Here is a 23,301-nt window from a genome sequence, read left to right as displayed (position 1 = left end):
AGGACAGCCGTTGTTGGACATACGTGTTTGTTGGATTGCGCGCGGACGCCCGTCCGCATATTTACCCGGGGGGGATCATGAACACTCACCGCTTTTTTCCCGTTGCCGCTATTCCGTTGGGGGTACTGCTTTTCACGCTATCGGCCCAGGCTCAGGAGCATACGAACCCATCGCCGGACGACCGTCTACAAATGTTGATGGACATGGTCGACCGGCAGCAGCGGGAAATTTCTTCTCTGAAACAGCGCCTCACCGACATTGAGATGGCGCAACGCGGTCGCGGTTTGACCGCATGGGACACTGCGCAGATCGCGCAGGTCTCGCCCGGTGACGGCTCTGCCGCCGGCTCGGCCGGCGCGCCTGGCGGCGGCGCTGCCGGTGCGTCGGGGCCTTCCTCGGCCACGCCGATCGGCGAGACGCAGCAGATGCAAAAGAGCACGAGCGACGCGCAGCGCACCCCGGCCGAAGAGGCCGTCGTGCAGGCGCAACACGCGCCGCTGTTCGACCGAAAGCTCACCATCGACGCCGGCATCAGCTACAGCTACTACGACCGCCGTCAACTTGTGTTGAGCGGCTTTCTCGCGCTCGATGCCATCTTTCTCGGGCAGTTGAACCTCGGTCAAACGAAGGCCAATGTCTGGACGTTCGACGTCAACACGCGATACGGGATCAACGACCGGTTGAGTGTGGCGTTCGACGTGCCTTATCTCTATCGCAATTCGGACTTCATCTCGGGCGGGGTCGGCGGCGCGGCATCGTCGATCAGCGACATCAGCAAGAACTCGGCGAATATCGGCGACGTGAATGCGTCGCTGTACTACCAACTCGTCAAGGAAAATGCGAACTGGCCCGATATCGTGGCGTCGTTTCGCGTGACCGCGCCGACGGGTACGTCGCCATTCGGCATCAAGCTCGGCACGCCCGATCCGACCAACAACAACCTGACCACACCCGCGCGTCTGCCTACAGGTAACGGCATCTGGGCGTTCACTGCGGGCCTGTCGTTCCTGCGCACTTACGATCCGATCGTGCTGTTCGCGAACGTCGCGTACACGTACAACGTCGCTCGCACGTTCGACGACATCTCGACGATTGAGGGAACGACGCAAGCTGCGAAGGTCAAGCTCGGCGACATCATCCAGGTGGGGGCGGGGATGGCGCTCGCGCTCAACGATAAGACGGCGCTGTCGATCTCGTACTCAACGGCGATCTCGCGCGCGACGAAGACCGCTACGCCGGGGACCGCCTACACCACGGTGGCCGGCAGCTCAACGAACGCGGCGTCGCTCAACTTCGGCATCAACTACGCGATCAACAGGCACTGGACCGTGAATGGTTATGTCAACGCGGGCATGTCGCCGGATGCCCCGAACTACGTGATCGGCGTTCGCTTCCCGTACACGTTCTGACGACGCGCGGGTGGCAGGGCCGGGCATGGCGGCGGGCGTCCATCGGACTGCGCGTCGCCGATGTCGGAGACGCGCAGTGGCGCGGCGCGGCGTGTGAAGCGAATGAGGACGTTGATGGCAGGCGGCGCGTTAATGGCGCATCGGTCAGCGCGCCGCGCCGAAGGACATACGACCGAGGTTGACGTTGAACTTCAAACTCGTCTCCCGCATTCCCGAGGCCAGAACGGGGGGTGAAAAGTGCGACGCGGTGGCCGTCATGGGCAACGGGCCCGGTAACGACATCGACGCCTGAGTGGGCTTGGGCGACGGCGCGGGCGGGACGACTTCATCCCACAGGCGGACGTTGTTGGCTGCCGTCGTCGTTGCGTTGACCGGTGCGATGGCGGCAGGCGCCGCGCCGGGGATGTGGGCGACGATGTCGCGTGGCAGGTTTGCAGCGCGGGTGCTGGCGAGCAGGGCGTCGCTCACAGCGATAGGCATGGCGCCGACGCCGATCGTCTCGGCCCGAGCGGTGATGGCGAAACATGCCGCTGCCAAACAGCATAGGGCGCGGCGCGTCGTCTTGACGGAGATTCGATCCATGGCTTGCCCCCCGGCCTCAATCTGCTGTCGTCTAAGTAGTGCTTGTATTTTATGGCGCGATTCGAGAAAAGAAAGGGAAATAAGTAATAGCGGAATTTCTTGAAATTGAGTAAATAGATTACGCAGATTACGTTCTGTTGTGCAGAGGCAACGAGGGCGGGCGTTTCCGATGGGTGCGGTGCCCGGACGCGTACGCGGTGCGTAAACTGGACTGAAAGTGAGGTGACGCCTGATACCTCGATCCTGATGAAGGCTGGAGGACCGCTTCCGTTTTTGTCCTCGCCACGACATGTGTCGAACATGTAACGGGTGGGCAAACGACGAACGGGTCGGGCGTGAGAAAAAGCAGGGCGGCGGCTTGGGGGCGGGGAGCCGACCGGAATGACAGGGGAAACCATGCGCGTGCTGGTCGTGGGTGAGGCTGCCACCTGGCTGAGCGGCCTGCAGGTCGCGTTGCAAACCGAGGCGAACGCGGCACCGTCGGTTTTGCGTCACGTCGCGGATGTGACGACGCAAGACTGGGTCTGGTTGCGCGAGTTGCCGTCGCGGCGCGCGCTTGTGCTCGATGAAGCGGTCGCCCGCACGCCGGCCGTGGACAGGCTATGCGCGGTCGCCGCCGAATGTGTGCCGCCGGTGCCCGTGATCGTGATTGGGGATGCGGGTTTTCCCGATGAGATCATTCGCTGGCTGCAAGCCGGCGTCGCGGCGTGCCTGCCTTGGCCGAACTCGGTCGCGCGAACTCGCTCGGTCTTCGATCTGGCGTTCTCGGGCGGACGATTTGTGCCAGAGGAAGCCCTTTCGGCGTTGCTTGTGCTCTGGCGGCAGGAGGCAATGGGCGAAGCGCTGCCGCTCTCACGCATGCCGGTGTTCCCGCTGGGCGGCGACAAGGCAACGCAACTGGCCGAGTCGGCGCTGCTCGGCATCTCGCAGCGGCAGTATGAAATTCTCTCACTGCTCTCGCGCGGTTTATCCATCAAAACGATCTGCCAGCAACTGGTGATTTCCGAGGGAACCGCCAAGACGCATGTGTCTGCGTTATACCGGCGGCTCGGCGCACGCAACCGTGGCGAGGCGATCTACATCGCGGCGCAACGCGGCGCACGACACCTGTTCGAGACCTGAGGCATCGCTCGCGGGGCCGCCCGCTCGGACTCTGCGACCATTTGGCTCGGAACCTTCCGGGATTCGTCGCCGGAGGGTTGGCCGATCTCGGGCTGTCGAATTACTATACGAACTTCATTGGTTACCCATTTGCACAGGCGCCGCCTGCGGCAGCGTCTCGACGTCGACGGCGACACTTGTCGACGAGGCACAGGAGTCTACGCGTTGTCCAAGCCGTTCAAGCCGTCCAAGCCGTCCGAATCTGCATCGCCGCAAGATTGCGTTGCGCCCCCTACGGCACCTGCTGCCGGTACGTCCTCAGAAGCTTTCGTCCCGCACGCGGGCGGCGCGGCCGGTCTGCCGGCGCGCGGTGCGCTCGCGGGCGTGAAGGTACTCGAACTGGGCACCCTTATCGCCGGTCCGTTTGCCGCCCGCATGCTGGGCGAATTCGGTGCCGAAGTCATCAAGATCGAGGACCCACAGCACGGCGATCCGTTGCGCAAGTGGCGCAAGTTGCACCCCGATGCAGGAGGCACATCGCTCTGGTGGGCCGTACAGGCGCGCAACAAGAAATCGGTGACGATCAACCTCAAGTCGGTCGAAGGGCAGGCGATTGTACGCAAGCTCGCTGCACAGGCCGACATCGTGGTCGAGAATTTCCGACCGGGGCTGCTCGAGCGGTTCGGGTTGGGGTATGAGCAACTGTCGGCCGACAATCCGGGGCTGGTGATGGTGCGTCTGTCGGGGTACGGGCAGACGGGACCCTATCGCGACCGGCCCGGCTTCGGCGCGATTGCCGAGTCGATGGGGGGGCTGCGGCATATCACGGGGTATCCGGATCGGCCGCCGCCGCGCATCGGCATTTCGATTGGCGATTCCATCGCTGCGCTGCACGGTGTGATCGGCGCGATGATGGCGCTGCATCATCGCAACGTGAACGGTGGACGGGGGCAGGTGGTCGACGTCGCGCTGTATGAGGCTGTCTTCAATCTGATGGAGAGCGTCGTGCCGGAGTACAGCGTGGCCGGCATGGTGCGCGAGCGCACTGGCGCGTCGCTGCCCGGCATTGTGCCGTCGAACACTTATCCCTGCGCCGACGGCATGATCGTCGTCGGCGGCAACAGCGATCCGATCTTCAGGCGGCTGATGTCCGCCATCGGGCGCGCCGATCTGGCGGACGATCCCGCGCTCGCCCACAATGACGGGCGCGTGCCGCGCACACAGGAAATTGACGACGCGATCGGCCATTGGACGCGCGAGCGTTCCATCGACGAGGCCCTTGCGGTATTGCAGGGCGCCGATGTGCCGGCGAGCCGCATCTATACCGTTGCCGACATGTTCAAGGACCCGCAGTTCATCGCGCGCCAGATGATCCAGCGTCACACGTTTCCGGACGGCACCCCCATCGATCTGCCGAACGTGACCCCCAAGCTTTCCGAGACGCCTGGGCAGACGCAGTGGCTCGGCCCGGAACTGGGTGCACACACCGACGAGGTGCTCGGGCAACTGGGTTATGATGCCGGTCAAATCAAGGCATTGCGCGAGAACGGCGTCATTTGAGTTGACCCGATCTCGCACACGACAGCGGGTCGCGGCACCGGCTGCGGCGCGTGAAAAAAGCACGTCACACTAAGAAAAAACGTTGCAACCAAGGAGACACACCTCATGCAAAGACGTCAGTTCGTTACGGCCCTGGCCGCCACCGGCTTGATCGGCGCAGGCATCCGCCCCGGCTTCGCGCAGGGCAAACTCGAGAAAACCAAGGTCGCAATCGCCGTCGGCGGCAAGAACCTGTTTTACTACCTGCCGCTCACGATTGCCGAACGTCTGAATTACTTCAAGGACGAAGGTCTCGACGTCGAAATCTCGGATTTCGCTGGCGGCTCGAAGGCGCTGCAAGCGCTCGTGGGCGGTAGCGCAGACGTGGTCTCGGGCGCCTACGAACACACGATCCTGCTGCAGGCGAAAAATCAGTACATTCGCGCGTTCGTTCTGCAAGGCCGCGCGCCGCAGATCGTCTTCGGGGTGTCGAACAAGACGATGCCGAACTACAAGTCGCTGGCCGACTTGCGTGGCAAGAAGATCGGCGTGACGGCGCCGGGGTCGTCGACGAACATCATGGCGAACTTCGTCCTTGCCAAGGGCGGCGTCAAACCCAATGAGGTGGCATTCGTCGGTGTCGGCGCGTCGTCCGGCGCGCTTGCCGCGATTCGTTCCGGCAACATCGACGCCATCGTCAACCTCGATCCGGTCATCACGATGCTCGAACGCGACAAGGAGATTCGCGTGATCTCCGACACGCGCACGCTCAAGGAAACGATGTCGGTGTTCGGCGGCAATATGCCGGCAGGGTGCCTCTACACGAACGAATCGTTCATTCAGAAGAATCCGAATACGACGCAGGCGCTCACCAATGCCATGGTCCGTGCGCTGCGCTGGCTTCAGACGGCAGGGCCGGCAGACATCATCAAGACGGTGCCCGATGCCTACCTGCTGGGGGATCGCGCGCTGTACCTCGATGCGTGGAGCCGCGTGAAGGAGGCCATTTCGCCGGATGGTCTGATTCCTGCCGACGGCCCGGCCACCGCGCTGCGCACGTTGCAGGCGTTCGACGAGAGTGTCAAGGGCAAACCGATCGATCTCTCGAAGACGTTCACGAATGCGTTCACGAAGAAGGCCGACGCCAAGTACAAATGATGACTGCACCGGCGCTTAGTTTCGACAGCATTACGTGTACGTTCGTCGCGCGAGACGACCGTTCGAGGCGTTATACGGCCGTGGCCGATACGTCGCTCGACATTGCGCCGGGCGAGTTCGTGTCGGTCGTCGGCCCGACCGGTTGCGGCAAGTCGACATTGCTCAACGTCGCCGCCGGGCTGCTGGCGCCATCGTCCGGCACCGTCAAGGTGTTCGGCGAGGCGCTCAATGGCATCAACGCGCGCGCCGGCTACATGTTTCAGGCCGAAGCGTTGATGCCCTGGCGCAATGCCATCGACAACGTGACGGCGGGCCTCGAGTTTCGTGGCGTGCCACCCGAGGAAGCGAAGGCGCGCGGACACGAATGGCTCAAGCGCGTGGGGTTGGGCGGGTTCGGCGATCGCTACCCGCACCAGCTCTCTGGCGGCATGCGCAAGCGTGTCGCCATGGCGCAGACGCTGATTCTCGATCCGGACATCATTCTGATGGACGAGCCGTTCTCGGCGCTCGATATCCAGACGCGACAACTCATGGAAAACGAGTTGCTCGAGTTATGGGCTGCCAAGCGTCGGGCGGTGCTGTTCATTACGCACGATCTGGACGAGGCGATTGCACTGTCCGACCGTGTCGTGGTGCTTGCCGCAGGGCCGGGCACGCACCCGATCGGGGAATTCCGGATCGATCTGCCGCGTCCGCGCGACGTGGCGGAAATCCGCAGCCATTCGCGCTTCACCGAACTGCACGCCCAGATCTGGGACGTGCTGCGCGAGGAGGTGCTCAAGGGCTACGCTCAACAGTTAAAAGCCGTCTGAGCCGACATGTGGCAAATCGCAGCCCTTCTGGCGCTCGGGTGCGGCCGGGTGAATTGGCCGGACCGATCGGACTGGCCGGACTGGCCGGATTGGCCGGATTGGCCGGATTGGCTGGACTGGCTGGATTGGCTCGATGGGTTCGATCTGCCGGATGGCTTTGGCTTGTTCGATTGGCTTGTCTGATCGGTCGTCTGATATTTCCGGAATTCGTTCGTTATGCGTAATCGTTCGATCATGCGGCACTTGCGTTTATGGCAATGGCTGTTGCTGGTGGTGGCTTTTCTCGTCTGGTACGTCCTCACGAGCCCGACGCTGCTGCCGGCGTTTTATTTCGACAGCCCCGACAAGGCGGCTTTCTTCTTCGGTGAGCCGCAGAAGGTGCTGCTCCAGATCTGGCAGTGGTTCGCCGGTGGGGAGATCTATGTTCATCTCGGCGTCACACTGATCGAGACGGTGCTCGCTTTTGCCATTGGCACGGTGTTCGGGCTGGCCGTGGGGCTGTGGCTCGCGCTGTCGCCGAGCGCCGGGGCGCTGCTCGATCCGTACATCAAGGCAGCCAACTCGATGCCTCGCGTGATCCTCGCGCCGATCTTCGGAGTGTGGTTCGGCCTCGGTATCTGGTCGAAGGTCGCGCTGGGCGTGACGCTGGTGTTCTTCATCGTGTTCTTCAACGTCTATCAGGGCGTGAAGGAAGTGAGCCCGGTCGTGCTGGCCAATGCTCGCATGCTGGGGGCGAATCAGCGCCAGTTGCTGCGTCGCGTGTATCTGCCGAGCGCTACCAGTTGGGTGTTCTCCAGCCTGCACAACTCTGTGGGGCTTGCGTTCGTCGGGGCGGTGGTCGGAGAGTATTTGGGGTCGGCGCGCGGTGTCGGCTATCTGATCCTGCAGGCCGAAGGCACGTTCGATATCAACGCGGTCATTGCCGGTGTGCTGATCCTCACCGCATTTGCGCTCGTACTCGATGGGCTGGTCGGTGTGGTCGAGCGGCGTTTGCTTGTCTGGCAGCCGCAAGCGGGGGAGACCGAGAAGTTGTGATGGGGCGCGCGCCGGCAACCAATGGTTGGCGGCGCGTGTGACCGGACGATGGCGGCTTCGTGTCGGATCCGTAGCGGATCCGTGGCAACGTCGCCGCCGTCGAGCCGATGCAAAGACCGCGCCGATGCCGAGATGGCGTCATATCCGAGCACCTTTCCTCGGTTACAATTGGCCCATGCGAATCCTGCTCAGCAACGACGATGGGTATCAGGCGCCAGGCCTGGCCGCGCTCTACGAAGCGTTGGCACCGCTTGGCGACATTACCGTGGTGGCGCCCGAACAGAACTGTAGCGGTGCGTCCAATTCCCTGACGCTGCAACGGCCGCTTTCGGTATTCAAGGCGGGCAATGGTTTCAGATTCATCAACGGCACGCCGACCGATTGCGTGCACGTGGCGCTGACCGGGCTGCTCGAAGCGCGGCCCGATATCGTGGTCTCCGGAATCAACAACGGTCAGAACATGGGCGAAGACACGCTGTACTCCGGTACCGTAGCGGCGGCCACCGAGGGTTTTCTCTTCGGAATTCCTTCGTTCGCGTTCTCGCAAGTCAACAAAGGCTGGGATCACCTCGATAGCGCGGCGCGCGTGGCGCGCGAGATTGTCGAGCGGCATATGGAGCGCCCGTTGGGTGCGCCCTTCCTGTTGAACGTCAATATTCCCAATTCGCCTTACGAACACCTGAAGGGCGCGCTTGCGACGCGTCTTGGGAAACGACACCAATCGCAGCCGGTGATCCGTCAGGAAAGCCCGCGCGGCGAAACGATTTACTGGATCGGTCCGGCTGGCGACGCGCGCGACAGCAGCGAAGGCACCGATTTCCATGCCGTGGCGCACGATTACGTCTCGGTCACCCCCTTGCAACTGGATCTCACGCATACCGCACGGCTTGGCGTCGTGCATGACTGGCTGACCAGCGCAGGGGTGACCCAACGATGACGACACCGCCAAAGCGTTTTCCCCTCCCGTTGGCCGACGTGATGGCCCGCCGGCAGCGTAAGGCACCGGCGCTCGACAAGGCGTCGCGGGCCAGTCCCGCCGGTGCGCCGCCCGCCGCGATGACGCGTGCTACGGCGCCAGCGAATCGGGTGAACGGGAAGACGCCGACGACGGGCGGCAACGCGGCGTCTGCCTCGCACACTAGTAGCCTGAGGGCCGCATCTACGCCGATGGCGGGCGCCTCAGCCCGCCCGGGCGGTGCCCACGCGCCGCACGCCGTGGTGCCCAAAGGGCTTGCACGGCCGGCCGCCGCACCGCACGCGCAGCCAGCGCCGCATGCCGTGAAGCACCCGTCGCGGCCCGTTGCCAAAGCGATGGGTACGGGGCATGCGCCGAAAGGGGCGAACGTCGGAGGTATTGGCGGGGGCGCGGCGAATGGTGTTGCTGGCGTTGCTGGCGGTGCCAGGGGGGTGTCGCGCGGGGCTGCCTCGTCTTCGAAGGTTTCGGCTGTCGGCACGGTGCGCGCGATGGTGTTGCCGGCCGGAAATTCGTCCGACGGCATCGGGCTCACGTCCGAGCGCGTGCGCGCGCGAATGGCTGAACGCGTGGCCACGTCGGGCGTCAAACACCCGGGCGTGCTGGCGGCGCTGGCGGCGGTGCCGCGTCACGGATTTGTCGACGCGGCGCTCGCCAATCAGGCGTATGAAGACGCTGCGTTGCCGATCGGACATGGGCAGACCATTTCCAAGCCGTCGGTGGTCGGGCGCATGATCGAATTGCTGCTGGCCGGCGGGCGTCCGCTCGAAAAGGTGCTGGAAATCGGCACCGGCTGCGGTTATCAGGCGGCTGTGTTGTCATGCGTGGCACGCGACGTCTATTCGATTGAGCGCGTTCGTCCGCTGCATGAGCGAGCCAAGGCCAACTTGCGGCCCTTGCGGGTGCCCAATATTCGTCTGCATTACGGTGACGGGCGCCTGGGGCTGCCTGCCGTCGCGCCTTTCGACGGCATCGTGATCGCCGCCGCCGGGCTGGAGATTCCGGATGCGCTGATCGATCAGCTTGCGGTCGGTGCACGACTCGTCGCCCCGGTGGGCGGTGAGCAACAGATTCTGACCCTCATCGAGCGCATCGGTGCGCGCCAATGGCGCGAGACGCAGCTTGATAGGGTGTTATTCGTCCCCTTAAAATCGGGCATCATCTGAGCCCGAAGGGCCTATTCTGCGGAGGATTTGAGTGAATTTGCGAGCGGGTATCCAACAGCGCGTCGCCAGTGTCTTGTTGCTGAGCATGCTGGCCGCGTGCGCATCGCGGCAAGTGGGCGCGCCGGTCGTCGACCGTACCGTAGGCGGTACGACGACCGATAGCAGTGTGTCGGGCGCTGCGCCCGTGATCGACAATACGCCGGTGCCGCCAGGGTTTTATCGCGTCAAGCCGGGTGATCGCCTCTATCGCATCGCGTTGGAGAACGGTCAGAACTATCGCGACATTGCTCGCTGGAACAACATCCAGAACCCGGACCAGATTGAAGTCGGTCAGGTGCTGCGTGTGAAGCCGCCAGCAGGGGATACCGGCACGCCGTTGCCGGCCCCGGTCGCGAGCGGTTCGTCGTTCGCCAGCAACAATCCGGCGTCGGTGCCGCCGGCGACGGCGACGCCACCGGCCAACGCATCTGCGGCGGCGGCGCCGTCTGCCGTCTCAAGCGGTGAGCTGCGGCTCTCGTGGCCGGCCAAGGGCAATATCATCGGTCGCTTCGACGATTCGAAGAACAAGGGGCTGAACATCGGTGGTAACGCGGGCGACCCTGTCTACGCCGCCGGTGCGGGCAAGGTGGTGTACTCGGGGGCGGGCCTGCGCGGCTATGGCAATCTCGTCATCATCAAACACGACGCGACCTTCTTGACGGCGTATGCCCACAACCGCACACTGTTGGTCAAGGAAGGCGACTCCGTGACGCGGGGTCAGAAAATTGCCGAAATGGGCAACTCGGATGCAGATCGTGTCATGCTGCATTTCGAGGTGCGCCGCGACGGCAAACCTGTGGATCCGATGAAGTATTTGCCGCCTCAATAATCTAGGCAGGGTCGAATGCTCAAGAGAAAGCGTCGCACTTCGCAAGAGGAAGACCCCGCTGCCCGGGAGCCCGATCAGGACATCGACGATCGACAATCCCGGCAGGACGAGGACGTGGACGACGCTTTCGACGAGCGCGAGGCGGAGGAGGACAACGCCTCGTCGTCCGACGCCGCCGAAGATGGCGGCGCCACCGGGCGCAAGCACAAGTCCGCTGCCGCCGAAGACTTCGGCACCGTGCTGCAGGCCGAACTCACGGCCGACACCGTTCAGCACTATCTCAATCGCATCAGTATCAAGCCGCTGCTCACGCCTGCTGAGGAACTCGATTACTCCACGCGTGCGCAGGCCGGCGAGTTCGCCGCCCGTCAGGTCATGATCGAGCGCAATTTGCGTCTGGTCGTGAGTATTGCCAAGGGCTACCTCAACCGCGGCGTGCCGCTGCTCGATTTGATCGAAGAGGGCAACCTCGGCCTGATGCATGCGATCGAAAAATTCGATCCGGGGCGCGGTTTCCGCTTCTCGACGTATGCCACGTGGTGGATTCGCCAGAGTATCGAGCGCGCCATCATGAATCAGGCGCGCACGGTGCGTTTGCCGGTGCATGTGATTCGCGAACTCAATCAGGTGTTGCGCGCGAAACGCCACCTCGAGAAAAGTGCTGCGTACGTCGATGCGGGCGAGCAACGCGATGCCAGAATTGAAGACATTGCCGACTTGACCGGCAAGACGCCCGAAGAGATCACTGACATTCTCGCGCTCAACGAGCACGTCGCGTCGCTCGATGCGCCGCTCGACATCGATCCCGGCAGCAGTCTGCTCGACCTGCTCTCCGACGATCACGGCGTGGCCCCTGAGCAGGAGGTCCAGCATCGAGAGCTGGAAGACCTGATGCGTCTGTGGCTCTCACGGCTTTCCACCAAGCATCGTTACGTCATCGAGCGCCGCTTCGGACTCAATCGCGTGGAACCTGCCACGCTCGAAGAGCTGGCCGACGAAATGGGGCTCACGCGCGAGCGCGTGCGCCAGATCCAGCAAGAGGCACTCGTCAAGCTCAAGCGCTATTTCGCGTCGAATGGGGTGCGCAAGGACGCTGTGCTCTGATCGGTGTACGGGGCGGTAGTCGTTGCCATCCGACACCTCGGTCGCTGTGCGGCGTGCACGGCGCTTGCGTTTGTGTCGACCGGCGGCCGCCCTTTGATTTTCTCTTCCGATTTTAATCATGCCATCTCCCGTACTCGTCTTCGACATTGAAACGATTCCCGACGTCGACGGCTTGCGCAAGCTCGAGCCAGCGTATGCCGGGCTGTCCGACGACGCCGTCGCCGAAGCCGCCTTTGCCGCACGCCGCGAAAAGGTGGGGCACGACTTCTTGCCGCTGCACTTGCACCGCGTTGCGGCCATTTCGTGCGTGTTCCGCGATCGCGACGGCTTTCGCGTGAAATCGCTCGGCTCTCTCGACGATGGTGAGGCGGCGCTTGTCTCCGGCTTCTATCGCACCATCGAGAAGTACGCGCCGCAACTCGTGTCATGGAATGGCGGCGGATTCGATCTGCCTGTGCTGCATTACCGCGCGATGATTCACGGCATTGCCGCGCCACGCTACTGGGATATGGGCGAGGACGATCGGGAGTTCAAGTGGAACAACTACATCAGCCGGTATCACCACCGGCACCTGGACTTGATGGATCTGCTCGCGATGTATCAGGCGCGAGCGAATGCGCCGCTTGACGACTTGGCCAAGCTTTGCGGCTTTCCCGGCAAGCTCGGTATGGATGGCAGCAAGGTTTGGGAGGCCTACCGCGACGGCAAGCTCGAAGCGATTCGCAACTATTGCGAGACGGACGTGGTGAATACCTATCTCGTCTACTGCCGCTATCAGTTGATGCGAGGAGGGCTGCGTCAGGCGGAATACGAGCAGGAAATCGAGTTCGTGAGGCGGTCGCTCGAACAGGAAGCGGCACCGCACTGGAAGGAGTATCTCGCCGCCTGGGCATGATCGCTTGGGGTATGGCGGGCGAGCCGGGCCGCCCGCCTGTGTGCGCAATGCGTCACGTGCGGGTGAATCGATTAGAATGCCGGGTTTGCTGTCGCATATGAGAACAAAGACGTGACCCGTTCCTCCCGAAACTCCTCGCGTGGCCGGCCTGGTGCCGAGCCCGGCATCATCGATATCGAATCGCTCGACATGGAGGCGCGCGGCGTAGGCCGCACTGCACCTGAGGGCGAACCGGGCACGCCAGACTATAAGCCCGGCAAGGTGATCTTCGTCGAAGGCGCGCTACCGGGCGAACGGGTCACGTATCTGAGCTACCGCCGCAAGCCCAAGTTCGAGCAGGCCGAAGCCATCAGTGTGCTGCGTGCAAGTGCAATGCGAGCCAAGCCTCAATGCCCGCATTTCGGCAAGTGCGGCGGGTGCTCGATGCAGCATCTCGAACCGCGTGCACAAATCGCCATCAAGCAGCGCGTACTCGAAGACAATCTGGCACGTCTGGGCAAAGTCAAGGCCGAAGCCATGCTTCGGCCGATTCAGGGGCCGGACTGGGGATATCGGTTCCGTGCCCGGTTGACGGTGCGCTACGTGCCGAAAAAGGGCGGCGTACTCATCGGATTTCACGAGCGCAAGAGCAGCTACGTGGCCGATATGGACTCGTGCGAAGTGCTGCCGCGTCACGTCTCGGACATGCTGATGCCGCTGCGGCGTCTGGTCGAATCGCTATCGATTCGCGAACGTCTGCCGCAGATCGAGCTGGCCATCGGCGCCGACGTGACGGCGCTCGTGCTGCGCATTCTTGACCCGCTCACGCCGGCGGACGAAGACTGCCTGCGTGCGTTTGCCGATGCCAACGGCGTGCAGTTCTGGGTTCAGCCGAAGGGCCCGGACACCGCCGTGCCGTTCTACCCGCTTGAGCCGGAATTGCATTACACGCTGCCGGAATATCAGATCCGGATGCCATTCAAGCCGACGGATTTCACGCAGGTCAATCACCAGATCAATCGTGTGCTTGTGCATCGCGCGTTGCGGTTGCTGGCGCCGGCGTCGCATGAGCGGGTACTCGATCTCTTTTGCGGTCTGGGTAACTTCACGTTGCCGCTGGCGCGTCGTGCCAGGACCGTCGTGGGGATTGAGGGAAGCACCGCCCTGACCGAGCGCGCGCTCGCCAATGCCCAGCGTAACGGTGTGGCCGAGCGCACCGAATTCGCGTGCCGGAACCTGTTCGACATCACGCCGGACGACATTCGTGCCCTGGGGGCGTTCGAGCGGTATCTGATCGATCCGCCGCGCGAAGGTGCGCTGGCCGTGTCGAAGGCGCTGGCCGAATTGGCGCAACAGGGCTACGAAGGTTTGCCCAAGCGCATCGTCTACGTTTCCTGCAGCCCTGCAACGCTCGCTCGCGACGCTGGACTGCTCGTGCACGAAGCGGGGTATCGCCTGACGCTGGCCGGGGTGGTGAACATGTTCCCCCACACGTCGCACGTCGAGTCGATGGCCGTATTCGAGCATGACAGCGTTGGCCAGCCCTGGGTGCCGCGCGTGCGGGTCTCGGAATTCTCTGAATCGGGTGACGTCGTGGATCAAGCCGACGAAGGCGTCGAAGCCATTGCCGGCGCTACGGGCGCTACCCGTGGTGATGGCGGTGATGGCGTGATTCACGAAAACGCTTGATTGCACGCCGCGTGTGGGGTTGCCGCACCTGACTGACTGACTGCTGACTGCGGCGGCCGACCGGCTGCGGCACACGGAGCGTGTAGCGCGGCGCATGCGACGCGCGCACGCAGGTATTCACGCAAGCGTCGTCGCACTAAAAAAAGCCAATCCCAAGGGATTGGCTTTCTCACGTCTGGGAGGGGCGCGGGGATGCCCGCGCGACCGGGGCCAGTCGTTGTTAGTTGCGATTGCCGCCCAGCACGCCGAGGATGGCGAGCAGGTTGGTGAAGATGTTGTACAGGTCGAGATAAATCGCGAGTGTCGCGGTGACGTAGTTCGTCTCGCCGCCATTCACAACGCGCTGCACGTCGAACAGGATGTATGCCGAGAAGATGGCGATGGCGAGCACCGAGACCGTCAGCATCAGCGCCGGCAGTTGCAGCCAGATGTTGGCGACCGAGGCCAGCAGGATCACGATCACGCCCATGAACAGCCACTTGCTCAGCCCGCTGAAGTCGCGTTTGCTAATCGTGGCGACCGTCGCCATTGCGCCGAAGATCACGGCGGTGCCACCGAACGCCATCATGATGAGCGATGCGCCGTTCGAGAACCCCAGCACGAAGCTCAGCAGGCGCGTGAGCATCAGGCCCATGAAGAACGTGAAGCCCAGCAGCAATGCCACGCCGACGCCACTGTTCTTGAAGCGCTCGATCGCGAACATGAAGCCGAACGCAATCGCGAGGAATGCGATCACGCTGACCATCGGGCTGCCCGCAAACAGCGAGAACCCATAGTTCACGCCCAGCCAGGCCCCCGCAATCGTCGGCAGCATCGACAGTGCGAGCAGCCAGTACGTATTGCGCAGCACCTTGTTGCGCATCTGTACGGTCGTGACGTCGCGCATCCCGCCGTAGCCGAAACGTTGGAAATCCTGGTTCATATATTGTGTTCTCCGTGGTCATTGTGCCCGCCGGCGGGGCCCGGCAAGCGCCGCTTGACGCTTACGACGACCGGCGACTCGCCGGTCAACCCCCCCGCAGCCCGTCAGTTCGACTCGTCGTCGAAGTCGAAGCATACCGAAAGATACCCGGGAAAGCGTTCGGCCGATGCTCGAAATATATGGGCGAATGCCCGAATTTCAATCCACCGCTACGCCATCCAACCTTCCCATTCCGGGAGGGTGTCGGAATTCGCCGGTTGCGTCAACGTCGCGAAAAGCCGGATCGTCCCGGCCGTCTTGCGTTTGAGCGGTACGCGTGCTGTAGGTTCCATCCCCATCATAACAGCCTTCGTGCTACAATCACGGGTTCATGTTGGTTGTATAACTGCTTAATTTTTTGGAGTTTTTCATGGCAGTCGAACGCACTTTGTCGATTATCAAGCCCGATGCCGTTGCCAAGAACGTGATCGGCCAGATCTATAGCCGCTTCGAAAACGCGGGCCTGAAGATCGCTGCTGCCAAGCTGGTGCATCTGTCGCGCGCCGAAGCGGAGCAATTCTACGCCGTGCACAAGGAGCGTCCGTTCTTCAAGGATCTGGTCGATTTCATGGTCTCGGGTCCGGTCATGATCCAAGTGTTGGAAGGTGAGAACGCCGTCGCGAAGAATCGTGAGCTGATGGGCGCCACCGATCCGAAGAAGGCCGACAAGGGCACGATCCGCGCCGACTTCGCCGACAGCATCGACGCCAACGCCGTGCACGGCTCGGACGCCGCTGAAACGGCTGCCGTTGAAGTGTCGTTCTTCTTCCCCGGCATGAACGTCTACGCGCGCTGAGCTGCGCTAGCCGCTCAATTGCAGGAAGCTACCGAAGGGATGTTGACGGATCAGGGCCATGACCAACCTTACGAATCTGCTTGATTACGATCCGGACGGTCTGGCCGCCTATTGCGGCGCGCTCGGCGAGAAGCCGTTCCGCGCCCGCCAGCTCCAGCGTTGGATTCACCAGATGGGGGCTGCCGATTTCGACGGCATGACCGATCTGGCCAAATCGCTGCGCGAGAAGTTGCATACGCGCGCGATGATCGCCGCGCCCGATGTCATCACCGACCACCTGTCGGCCGACGGCACGCGCAAATGGCTGCTCGACGTGGGCAATGGCAATGCCGTCGAGACCGTCTACATTCCCGAGGAAACGCGTGGCACGCTCTGCGTCTCGTCGCAGGCGGGCTGCGCCGTCAACTGCCGGTTCTGTTCGACCGGCAAGCAAGGTTTCTCGCGCAATCTGTCGCTTGGCGAAATCATCGGTCAATTGTGGATGGCCGAGTTTGCTTTGCGCCGCGATCTGGGGCGTGAGGGCAAGAACGAGCGTGTCATCACCAACGTGGTGATGATGGGCATGGGCGAGCCGTTGCTCAACTTCGACAATGTCGTGGGTGCAATGCGCCTGATGCTCGACGACAACGCCTATGGGCTGTCGCGTCGCCGTGTCACGTTGTCGACGTCGGGCGTCGTGCCGATGATGGACCGCCTGGGCCAGGAACTGCCCGTGGCGTTGGCCGTGTCGCTGCATGCGCCGAACGACGCGCTGCGCGACGTACTCGTGCCCCTCAACAAAAAATATCCGTTACGCGAACTGATGGGAGCATGCGAGCGTTACCTGGCGGTGGCGCCGCGCGACTTCATCACCTTCGAGTACTGCATGCTCGACGGTGTGAACGATACCGAAGCGCATGCGCGCGAGCTTGTCGCCTTGACGCGCGACGTGCCGTGCAAATTCAATCTGATCCCGTTCAATCCGTTTCCCGAGTCCGGTCTGCTGCGCTCGAAAGATCCGCAGATCAAGCGCTTCGCGCAGATTCTGCTCGACGCGGGTCTCGTGACGACCGTGCGAAAGACGCGTGGCGACGACATCGATGCCGCCTGCGGGCAACTGGCCGGTGAGGTTCAGGATCGCACACGGCTTGCACAGCGTGGCAAATTCGGGAAAATCGCGGTCGAGGTGCGTACCGTATGAGGTTACGCATGGGGGGACGCGGACCGTGGCGAGGGCCGTCGGCCCCGCGCGTGCCATGCCGCCCGTCGGATCAGTCTCGCACTACAGCATTCCTTGCGTGGGACGCGTATCGTGTCCTGCGCAATTCCGTCAGTTCCTCGCAGAATCCTTCGATGCGCCGCGCAGATCCTCACGCCGCGCGCACGGTGGACGACGTAGTGGAACTGTCGTCAGCATATCCTCAGCCGCTGCGGGCGGCTGTCTACGAACGGGGGCGTATCGATGGATAACCAGAATCAGGCGGATGCAGGCGGGCAAGCCGCGGCTCAGGGCCAGGACTCGTTGCAGGGAGGCGCCGCCGGATGGGCTGAGCTTGGTGCGCAAGTAGGGGCGCAACTGGCTGCATTGCGCGAAAAGCGTGGCATGTCGATCGAAGACGTGTCGGCCCGTCTGAAAATCTCGGTGCAGAAGCTCAAACGTCTCGAAAACGGCGACTGGGACGCCTTGCCGGAAATGCCCTTCGTTCAGGGTGTCGTGCGCAGTTATGCACGCATGCTTGGGGCCGATCCGGAGCCGATGATCGAGCCGTTGCGCCGTTTCGGCCGCGCCGCTGCCATCGATATTCCGCAACCCCAGGTGGGTCAGCCGAGCATTCCGAAGAGTCCGGTGCGTTTTCGCTCCCCGGTCGCTGCCTCGCAGGCCAAATGGCCGTGGGCGCTGGTCGCCCTGATCGTGATCGCAGGCGCCGCATGGTACTTCGGCAACGCGCATAAGTCGGGCCGTGGTTCGACCGAACCGGCAGTGCTGGCTAGTGCCGCGTCGGCATCGGATACGGCGGAAGCCGCCGAGCCGGCCAGCCAGCCGGTCGTGGCCGACGCCAACGGTACGCCGCCGGGGGCGGACGGTACGAATGGCGTCAACAATGGCAATACGGAAAGCACGGTCAATAATGCATCGGCCAGCGCAGCGGCTGCGGGCCCCGGTCTGATCGCCGCCGCCGACCCGTCGCACATGGTTGCGGGGCTGGCGGGCGCAAGCGCGCCTGCCGCGTCGACAGCGTCGACGGCGTCGGTTGCATCGACGCCGATGGCTGCGGCCGATGGCAAGGCGTCTGTGGCTGGGGCCGTGGGTAATAGCAAGATTGCGCTGCGCCTGAAGGCCGATAGCTGGGTCGAAGTGCGTTCGAAGGACGGCAAGGTGCTGTTCTCCCAGTTGATGCGCGCAGGAGCTGAGCAGGAAATTACAGGTGATGCGCCGCTCAAGATCGTGGTGGGTAACGTCGCGGGTGTCGAGTCGCTGGAGTTCAACGGTCAACCGGTCGAGATCAAATCCCGCAACGCGGGTAACGTGGCGCGTCTGACGCTTCAGTAAGACCGAAAGAGGGTAATCATGGCTTCTGTAGAATGCATGCCGATCATCGGCGGTCCAGCGCCGCGTCGCCAGTCGCGCAAGGTCGAAATTCGCTGGGGCGGTCAACTCGTGACGGTCGGCGGGGACTCGCCGATTCGCGTGCAGTCGATGACCAACACCGACACGGCAGACGTGATCGGCACGGCCATTCAGGTCAAGGAGCTAGCGCAGGCGGGCTCCGAATTGGTGCGCATCACGGTGAATACGCCGGAAGCGGCCGCTGCCGTGCCGGCGATTCGCGAGCAACTCGATCGCATGGGCGTGGCGGTCCCGCTTGTGGGCGACTTCCATTACAACGGCCACAAGCTGCTCGCTGACTATCCGGCGTGCGCCGAGACGCTGTCGAAGTACCGCATCAACCCGGGGAACGTCGGGCAGGGCGCCAAGCGAGATACGCAGTTCGCGCAAATGATCGAAATGGCGATCAAATACGACAAGCCGGTGCGCATCGGCGTGAACTGGGGCAGTCTTGATCAGTCGTTGCTCGCGCGCATCATGGATGAGAACGCGGCGCGCACGACCCCCTGGGGTGCCCAGAGTGTGATGTACGAAGCGCTCATCACGTCGGCGCTCGAATCGGCAGACCTGGCGCAGCGCGTGGGGTTGTCGGCCAACAAGATTCTGCTCTCGTGCAAGGTGAGCGCGGTGCAGGACCTGATCGCCGTGTATCGCGAACTGGCCAAGCGTTGCGATTACGCCCTGCACCTGGGACTGACCGAAGCGGGGATGGGCTCGAAGGGTATCGTGGCGTCGACTGCGGCGCTGTCGGTGCTGCTGCAGGAGGGCATCGGCGACACGATTCGCATCTCGCTCACCCCGGAACCGGGTGGCGCGCGGACCGCCGAAGTTGTCGTGGCGCAGGAGATCCTGCAGACGATGGGCCTGCGCGCGTTCGCGCCGATGGTCATTGCCTGCCCCGGTTGCGGGCGCACGACGAGCACGGTGTTCCAGGAGCTGGCCTCGAGTATTCAGAAATATCTGCGTGAACAAATGCCGGTATGGAAGGCTCAATATCCGGGCGTCGAGAATATGCATGTCGCAGTCATGGGCTGCATCGTGAACGGCCCGGGAGAATCCAAGCACGCGAACATCGGCATCAGCTTGCCAGGTTCTGGGGAGTCGCCGGCCGCACCGGTCTTCGTCGATGGCGAAAAGGTGCGTACACTGCGTGGCGATCATATCGCCGAAGAGTTCCAGCAAATCGTCGATGAGTACGTGAAGACCCGCTACGGCCAGACCGAAGGAGCGGTCGCCGCGTAAGGCGGCACGACACAAGAGAATATGACTGAAGCAAAGAAGAATCGCCCCGCCAAACTGGCCGGGGTCAAAGGCATGAACGACATCCTTCCGCAGGACGAAGCCCTGTGGGAGTTCTTCGAGGAATCGGTGCGCGCCATGCTGCGCGCCTACGGCTATCAGCAGATCCGTACGCCGATTCTCGAGCACACGCAATTGTTCACGCGCGGCATCGGCGAAGTCACCGATATCGTCGAGAAGGAGATGTACAGTTTCACCGATTCGCTCAATGGCGAGCAGCTCACCATGCGCCCGGAAGGCACGGCCGCTGCCGTTCGTGCGACGCTCGAGCACAATCTCCTGTACGGCGGTCCGAAGCGCCTTTGGTACTTCGGCCCCATGTTCCGTCACGAGAAGCCGCAGCGCGGCCGCTATCGCCAGTTCCATCAGGTGGGCGTCGAAGCGCTTGGCCTTGCCGGCCCCGATGCGGACGTCGAAATCATTCTGATGTGCCAGCGTCTGTGGGACGATCTCGGTTTGACCGGCATCCATCTGCAACTGAACTCGCTGGGGCAGGGAGAAGAGCGCGCGCGCCATCGTGCCGATCTGATCGCCTATCTCGAGAATCACGTCGACCTGCTCGATGAGGACGGCAAGCGGCGTCTGTATACGAACCCGCTGCGCGTGCTCGATACGAAGAACCCGGCCATGCAGGCGATGGTCGAAGGAGCACCGAAACTCATCGATTACCTCGGCGAGGCGTCGATCAAGCACTTCGAAGGGGTACAGTCGCTGCTCAAGGCGAACAACATTCCGTTCACGATCAATCCGCGCCTGGTGCGCGGGCTGGATTACTACAACCTGACCGTGTTCGAATGGGTGACCGACAAGCTGGGTGCGCAAGGCACGGTCGCCGGTGGTGGCCGTTACGATCCGCTGGTCGAGCAACTGGGCGGCGATGCCACGCCGGCATGCGGTTGGGCGATGGGCGTCGAGCGCATTCTCGAATTGCTGCGCGAAGACGATCTCGTGCCGCAGGCCGAAGGTGCCGACGTCTATGTCGTGCACCAGGGCGAGGCTGCCGTCGCGCCCGCGTTGATCGCGGCTGAACGCATGCGCGACGCAGGTTTGAACGTCGTGTTCCATTGCAGTCCGGACGGTAAGGGCAGCAGCTTCAAGTCGCAGATGAAGCGTGCGGACGCGAGCGGCGCGAACTTCGCGGTGATCGTCGGTGAAAATGAAGTGGCTTCGGGGACGGTCGTGGTCAAGCATCTTCGCGCCGCCGATCCGTCGAACAACCAGACGAGCGTGGCGTTCGACGCCCTTGCGGAGCACCTGATCGATGCGATTGTTGCCAGCGCCGATGAAAGCGTGAATGAAAGCCTGGCCGGTGACGGCGCGGGTAACGCAACCCTCCATTAACCCAAGACGCCAGACACGGAGAACCCCGGCGAATGAGCAGCTATCACGAGGAACAGGAACAGATCGAGAACGTAAAGGCCTGGTGGAAGCAGTATGGCAACTACGTTATCTGGATGCTGGTCGCCATCATGCTGGCCTACGGTGGCTGGAACCTGTGGCGCTATTACGACCGCAAGCAGGCGGTCGAGGCCAGTGTGCTGTACGGCGAACTGGAGAGCGCCATCGACGCCAAGGACAAGGCGAAGGTGACGCGTATCGCGTCGGACATGGAAAGCAAGTTCAGCGGTACGCCCTATGCGCAGATGACGGCGCTGCTCGCGGCCAAGTCGCTCGCGGACGCAGGTGACGTGGCGGGGGCAAAGGCGCAACTGCAATGGGCGGTGTCGAACGCGAAGGACGACGAGTACAAGCAACTCGCCAGGCTGCGCCTGGCGGGCGTGTTGCTTGACGAGAAGGCGTACGACGAGGCGCTCAAGCTGCTCGACAATCCGCCGGCGGCATACGCCGGGCTGTTTGCCGATCGTCGTGGCGACGTGCTCGTCGCGCAGAGCAAGGTGGCCGATGCGCGGACCGCGTACAAGTTGGCGCTCGACAAGCTCGACAAGCAGGATTCGGGCATGCGTCAGTTCGTTCAGTTCAAGCTCGACGCGCTGGGGGCCTGACGCGTGTTTGGCTTTCCATTGGCAAGTATTACCCTCCCATAACGCATAACCGGGTACATGATGATCCTTAACCACTTCCGTCGATCGATGCCGCAAACGATGGCCATGTCACAGTCCGTGCGGTCCGCTCAGACGCGCCGTGGCATTTTCAAGCGCGCGGGCAGCGCCGTAGTGACGCTGGCGGTGCTGAGCACCCTGGGTGGTTGCGGACTCTTCGGCAGCAAGCCGGCGCACGAACCGACGCCGCTCACGGAGATCAAGCAGGCGTTGACCGTCAAGCAGATCTGGACGGCGAGCGTTGGCAAGGCGGGGGCCTACAGCTTCGCGCCGGTCGCCGTAGGTAACGCCGTGTTTGCGGCGGGTGCCAACGGCAGCATCGTGCGCGTGGACGCCGATACGGGCGCGACGACATGGTCGACCAAGGCCGAGTCGAACATCACGGCCGGTCCGGGCAGCGATGGCGAGACGACCGTCGTCGCGACGCACAAGGGCGATGTGATCGCGTTCGATCACGACGGCAAGCTGGCCTGGAAGGCCAACGCCGGTAGCGAAGTGCTCACCGCGCCGCTGGTCGGGCGCGGGCTGGTGGTGGTGCGTGCGATCAACAACCGCGTGACCGCATTCGACTCGGGCACCGGTTCGGTGCGTTGGTCGTATTCTCAGCCGACGTCGACGCTCACGCTGCGTACCGGCACCGGCATGACGTTCGTGGGCGACCGCGAGATCATCACGGGCTTCCCGGGTGGCAAGCTGGTGGCGCTGGACGCGAACACAGGCAATCCGCTGTGGGTGACCCCCTTGTCGTATCCCAAGGGTGTGACCGAAGTGGAGCGAGTGAACGACGTGACGGGGTCGCCGGTGGTATTCGGGCGTCAGGTGTGCGGCGCGACGTTCCAGGGCCGCGTTGGCTGTGCGGACGTGCAGACGGGTAACGGCCTGTGGGCTCGCGAGTTCTCGTCGGCGAACGGTGTGACGCAGGACGAGCGCGTGGTGGCGGCGGTGAACACCGACGGTGCCGTCTACGCCTTCAACGCTGCCGATGGCAGTACACTGTGGCAAAACGACAAGCTCAAGTACCGCGACTTGTCGGCGCCACTGTCGCTTGGCCGCGTGGTGGTCGTGGGCGACAAGCAAGGCTATCTGCATTTCCTGTCGCGTGACAATGGCGAGTTTCTCGCGCGCGTCAAGCTGAGCGGGGCCGTCAGTGCACAGCCGATACTCGCCGGTCAGACGCTGGTCGTGCAAACGCGCGACGGCAATATCTACGGCTTCCGTCCGGAGTAACCGGTCAACGGCAGCACCCGGGCATTTTCCGGGAACGGCCGGCAGCGCGCCGGCCGTCTTC

Annotated in this window: 22 protein-coding genes; 20 read left to right on the top strand and 2 right to left on the bottom strand. The window is 63.1% G+C overall.

Translation table 11 applies throughout. The annotated features are described in order from the left end of the window. Positions 1-77: 77 nt before the first annotated feature. Positions 78-1,409 carry a hypothetical protein gene (locus ACE3UG_RS11630; RefSeq protein ID WP_374623874.1) on the top strand — a complete coding sequence of 444 codons (1,332 nt, stop codon included), beginning with the start codon at positions 78-80 and terminating at the stop codon, positions 1,407-1,409. Positions 1,410-1,553: 144 nt separating this feature from the next. On the opposite strand, the gene ACE3UG_RS11625 is transcribed toward ACE3UG_RS11630, so the two are convergent. Continuing rightward, entirely contained in the window at positions 1,554-1,991 is a 438-nt protein-coding gene (locus ACE3UG_RS11625) for a hypothetical protein (RefSeq protein ID WP_374623871.1), read from the bottom strand. Between the two features lie 381 nt (positions 1,992-2,372). On the opposite strand from ACE3UG_RS11625, the gene ACE3UG_RS11620 reads away from it, so the two are divergent. From ACE3UG_RS11620 to rlmD, 12 genes are all read left to right on the top strand, one after another. Further along, a complete protein-coding gene (locus ACE3UG_RS11620; RefSeq protein WP_374623868.1) occupies positions 2,373-3,113 on the top strand; it encodes a response regulator transcription factor in 741 nt (246 codons plus the stop codon). A gap of 336 nt (positions 3,114-3,449) precedes the next feature. After that, complete coding sequence (locus tag ACE3UG_RS11615; RefSeq protein WP_374624083.1) at positions 3,450-4,652, top strand: CaiB/BaiF CoA transferase family protein; 1,203 nt, start codon at positions 3,450-3,452, stop codon at positions 4,650-4,652. A gap of 105 nt (positions 4,653-4,757) precedes the next feature. Continuing rightward, on the top strand, positions 4,758-5,789 hold the full coding sequence (locus ACE3UG_RS11610) for an ABC transporter substrate-binding protein (protein WP_374623865.1): 1,032 nt from the start codon (positions 4,758-4,760) through the stop codon (positions 5,787-5,789). Next, positions 5,789-6,601: an ABC transporter ATP-binding protein gene (locus ACE3UG_RS11605; protein WP_374624080.1), complete on the top strand. Its 813-nt coding sequence runs from the start codon at positions 5,789-5,791 to the stop codon at positions 6,599-6,601. Before ACE3UG_RS11610 ends, ACE3UG_RS11605 begins: the two co-directional genes overlap by 1 nt. A 6-nt stretch (positions 6,602-6,607) precedes the next feature. Then, positions 6,608-6,784 carry a hypothetical protein gene (locus tag ACE3UG_RS11600; protein WP_374623862.1) on the top strand — a complete coding sequence of 59 codons (177 nt, stop codon included), beginning with the start codon at positions 6,608-6,610 and terminating at the stop codon, positions 6,782-6,784. A gap of 33 nt (positions 6,785-6,817) precedes the next feature. Next, entirely contained in the window at positions 6,818-7,636 is an 819-nt protein-coding gene (locus tag ACE3UG_RS11595) for an ABC transporter permease (protein ID WP_374623859.1), read from the top strand. Positions 7,637-7,811: 175 nt separating this feature from the next. Continuing rightward, positions 7,812-8,573 carry a 5'/3'-nucleotidase SurE gene (gene surE / locus ACE3UG_RS11590; protein WP_374623856.1) on the top strand — a complete coding sequence of 254 codons (762 nt, stop codon included), beginning with the start codon at positions 7,812-7,814 and terminating at the stop codon, positions 8,571-8,573. Next, positions 8,570-9,775 (top strand): protein-L-isoaspartate(D-aspartate) O-methyltransferase, encoded by a 1,206-nt coding sequence (locus ACE3UG_RS11585; protein ID WP_374623853.1) that lies wholly within the window; start codon positions 8,570-8,572, stop codon positions 9,773-9,775. Before surE ends, ACE3UG_RS11585 begins: the two co-directional genes overlap by 4 nt. 85 nt (positions 9,776-9,860) lie before the next feature. Then, a complete protein-coding gene (locus ACE3UG_RS11580; protein ID WP_374624077.1) occupies positions 9,861-10,643 on the top strand; it encodes a peptidoglycan DD-metalloendopeptidase family protein in 783 nt (260 codons plus the stop codon). 15 nt (positions 10,644-10,658) lie between these two features. Further along, the gene (rpoS, locus tag ACE3UG_RS11575) at positions 10,659-11,747 is read left to right on the top strand and encodes an RNA polymerase sigma factor RpoS (protein ID WP_374623850.1); all 1,089 of its coding nucleotides are present in this window, start codon (positions 10,659-10,661) and stop codon (positions 11,745-11,747) included. A 118-nt stretch (positions 11,748-11,865) separates the two neighbouring features. Next, complete coding sequence (locus ACE3UG_RS11570; RefSeq protein WP_374623847.1) at positions 11,866-12,642, top strand: 3'-5' exonuclease; 777 nt, start codon at positions 11,866-11,868, stop codon at positions 12,640-12,642. Positions 12,643-12,753: 111 nt separating this feature from the next. Beyond that, positions 12,754-14,310, top strand: coding sequence for a 23S rRNA (uracil(1939)-C(5))-methyltransferase RlmD (rlmD, locus tag ACE3UG_RS11565; protein WP_374623844.1), 1,557 nt, complete (start codon positions 12,754-12,756; stop codon positions 14,308-14,310). A 220-nt stretch (positions 14,311-14,530) separates the two neighbouring features. On the opposite strand, the gene ACE3UG_RS11560 is transcribed toward rlmD, so the two are convergent. Then, the gene (locus ACE3UG_RS11560) at positions 14,531-15,196 is read right to left on the bottom strand and encodes a Bax inhibitor-1/YccA family protein (RefSeq protein WP_374624074.1); all 666 of its coding nucleotides are present in this window, start codon (positions 15,194-15,196) and stop codon (positions 14,531-14,533) included. A 445-nt stretch (positions 15,197-15,641) separates the two neighbouring features. Between ACE3UG_RS11560 and ndk the strand changes: the two genes are divergently transcribed. The 7 genes from ndk to bamB all read left to right on the top strand — a co-directional run bounded on the left by ndk (position 15,642) and on the right by bamB (position 23,240). Next, positions 15,642-16,067: a nucleoside-diphosphate kinase gene (ndk, locus tag ACE3UG_RS11555; RefSeq protein WP_374623841.1), complete on the top strand. Its 426-nt coding sequence runs from the start codon at positions 15,642-15,644 to the stop codon at positions 16,065-16,067. Positions 16,068-16,125: 58 nt separating this feature from the next. Then, positions 16,126-17,247: a 23S rRNA (adenine(2503)-C(2))-methyltransferase RlmN gene (gene rlmN, locus ACE3UG_RS11550; RefSeq protein WP_374623838.1), complete on the top strand. Its 1,122-nt coding sequence runs from the start codon at positions 16,126-16,128 to the stop codon at positions 17,245-17,247. 261 nt (positions 17,248-17,508) lie between these two features. Then, complete coding sequence (locus ACE3UG_RS11545) at positions 17,509-18,597, top strand: helix-turn-helix domain-containing protein (protein ID WP_374623835.1); 1,089 nt, start codon at positions 17,509-17,511, stop codon at positions 18,595-18,597. A gap of 18 nt (positions 18,598-18,615) precedes the next feature. After that, the gene (ispG, locus tag ACE3UG_RS11540; RefSeq protein WP_374623832.1) at positions 18,616-19,896 is read left to right on the top strand and encodes a flavodoxin-dependent (E)-4-hydroxy-3-methylbut-2-enyl-diphosphate synthase; all 1,281 of its coding nucleotides are present in this window, start codon (positions 18,616-18,618) and stop codon (positions 19,894-19,896) included. Positions 19,897-19,917: 21 nt separating this feature from the next. Beyond that, the gene (gene hisS / locus ACE3UG_RS11535; RefSeq protein WP_374623829.1) at positions 19,918-21,294 is read left to right on the top strand and encodes a histidine--tRNA ligase; all 1,377 of its coding nucleotides are present in this window, start codon (positions 19,918-19,920) and stop codon (positions 21,292-21,294) included. 32 nt (positions 21,295-21,326) lie between these two features. Next, positions 21,327-21,956, top strand: a complete 630-nt coding sequence (locus ACE3UG_RS11530; protein ID WP_374623826.1) for a YfgM family protein — start codon at positions 21,327-21,329, stop codon at positions 21,954-21,956. Between the two features lie 105 nt (positions 21,957-22,061). Further along, positions 22,062-23,240 carry an outer membrane protein assembly factor BamB gene (gene bamB, locus ACE3UG_RS11525; RefSeq protein WP_374623823.1) on the top strand — a complete coding sequence of 393 codons (1,179 nt, stop codon included), beginning with the start codon at positions 22,062-22,064 and terminating at the stop codon, positions 23,238-23,240. Positions 23,241-23,301: the final 61 nt, after the last annotated feature.

Origin of the sequence: Pandoraea sp., assembly GCF_041919235.1 — a bacterium.
Lineage (GTDB): Bacteria > Pseudomonadota > Gammaproteobacteria > Burkholderiales > Burkholderiaceae > Pandoraea.
The sequence above is the reverse complement of the archived record's forward strand: the minus strand, read 5'-3'. Positions and strand labels throughout refer to the sequence as shown.

Coding starts and splice junctions, on each gene's coding strand:
- ACE3UG_RS11610 (WP_374623865.1), top strand. CDS start 4,758: ATGCAAAGACGTCAGTTCGTTACGGCCCTGGCCGCCACCGGCTTGATC.
- ndk (WP_374623841.1), top strand. CDS start 15,642: ATGGCAGTCGAACGCACTTTGTCGATTATCAAGCCCGATGCCGTTGCC.
- rlmN (WP_374623838.1), top strand. CDS start 16,126: ATGACCAACCTTACGAATCTGCTTGATTACGATCCGGACGGTCTGGCC.
- hisS (WP_374623829.1), top strand. CDS start 19,918: ATGACTGAAGCAAAGAAGAATCGCCCCGCCAAACTGGCCGGGGTCAAA.
- surE (WP_374623856.1), top strand. CDS start 7,812: ATGCGAATCCTGCTCAGCAACGACGATGGGTATCAGGCGCCAGGCCTG.
- ACE3UG_RS11570 (WP_374623847.1), top strand. CDS start 11,866: ATGCCATCTCCCGTACTCGTCTTCGACATTGAAACGATTCCCGACGTC.
- ACE3UG_RS11560 (WP_374624074.1), bottom strand. CDS start 15,196: ATGCGCGACGTCACGACCGTACAGATGCGCAACAAGGTGCTGCGCAAT.
- ACE3UG_RS11625 (WP_374623871.1), bottom strand. CDS start 1,991: ATGGATCGAATCTCCGTCAAGACGACGCGCCGCGCCCTATGCTGTTTG.
- ACE3UG_RS11600 (WP_374623862.1), top strand. CDS start 6,608: ATGTGGCAAATCGCAGCCCTTCTGGCGCTCGGGTGCGGCCGGGTGAAT.
- ACE3UG_RS11530 (WP_374623826.1), top strand. CDS start 21,327: ATGAGCAGCTATCACGAGGAACAGGAACAGATCGAGAACGTAAAGGCC.
- ACE3UG_RS11605 (WP_374624080.1), top strand. CDS start 5,789: ATGACTGCACCGGCGCTTAGTTTCGACAGCATTACGTGTACGTTCGTC.
- ACE3UG_RS11580 (WP_374624077.1), top strand. CDS start 9,861: ATGCTGGCCGCGTGCGCATCGCGGCAAGTGGGCGCGCCGGTCGTCGAC.
- ispG (WP_374623832.1), top strand. CDS start 18,616: ATGGCTTCTGTAGAATGCATGCCGATCATCGGCGGTCCAGCGCCGCGT.
- bamB (WP_374623823.1), top strand. CDS start 22,062: ATGTCACAGTCCGTGCGGTCCGCTCAGACGCGCCGTGGCATTTTCAAG.
- ACE3UG_RS11630 (WP_374623874.1), top strand. CDS start 78: ATGAACACTCACCGCTTTTTTCCCGTTGCCGCTATTCCGTTGGGGGTA.
- ACE3UG_RS11595 (WP_374623859.1), top strand. CDS start 6,818: ATGCGTAATCGTTCGATCATGCGGCACTTGCGTTTATGGCAATGGCTG.
- ACE3UG_RS11545 (WP_374623835.1), top strand. CDS start 17,509: ATGGATAACCAGAATCAGGCGGATGCAGGCGGGCAAGCCGCGGCTCAG.
- rpoS (WP_374623850.1), top strand. CDS start 10,659: ATGCTCAAGAGAAAGCGTCGCACTTCGCAAGAGGAAGACCCCGCTGCC.
- ACE3UG_RS11585 (WP_374623853.1), top strand. CDS start 8,570: ATGACGACACCGCCAAAGCGTTTTCCCCTCCCGTTGGCCGACGTGATG.
- ACE3UG_RS11620 (WP_374623868.1), top strand. CDS start 2,373: ATGACAGGGGAAACCATGCGCGTGCTGGTCGTGGGTGAGGCTGCCACC.